Genomic DNA, 283 nt, shown 5'->3' with positions numbered 1-283 from the left:
ATTAACCTTAATGATAAGGTAACATTCACAGCTGGAGATAGACGAATACGGTTTAACACCAGCGGTCGTATCACCACTAAACCTGGAAATTTTATTTTTTGCCCTAATGGTACTAATGAAAATAATAAAGGGTTAACACTGTCTCAATCAGGGACTGCTTTTTATATAGGTGACACAACTCAAACCTGCAGCTAAAAGCCATTTCATACTTTGTCGTTTTTTGATTATTTACTAAACTAATATAATGGACTGTTCAATGTAAGGCTTCAGGGATGAAGTTAAT

At 34.6% G+C, this 283-nt stretch carries 1 protein-coding gene; it reads left to right on the top strand.

Translation table 11 applies throughout. The features are described from left to right. Positions 1 to 195 (top strand): hypothetical protein (locus tag SB765_RS29055; protein WP_410932409.1); only part of this gene is annotated, 195 nt, incomplete at its 5' end. Between the last annotated feature and the right edge of the window lie 88 nt (positions 196 to 283).

The organism is Pseudomonas sp. SIMBA_067 (genome assembly GCF_046534675.1).
GTDB lineage: Bacteria > Pseudomonadota > Gammaproteobacteria > Pseudomonadales > Pseudomonadaceae > Aquipseudomonas > Aquipseudomonas putida.
The sequence above is the reverse complement of the archived record's forward strand: the minus strand, read 5'-3'. Positions and strand labels throughout refer to the sequence as shown.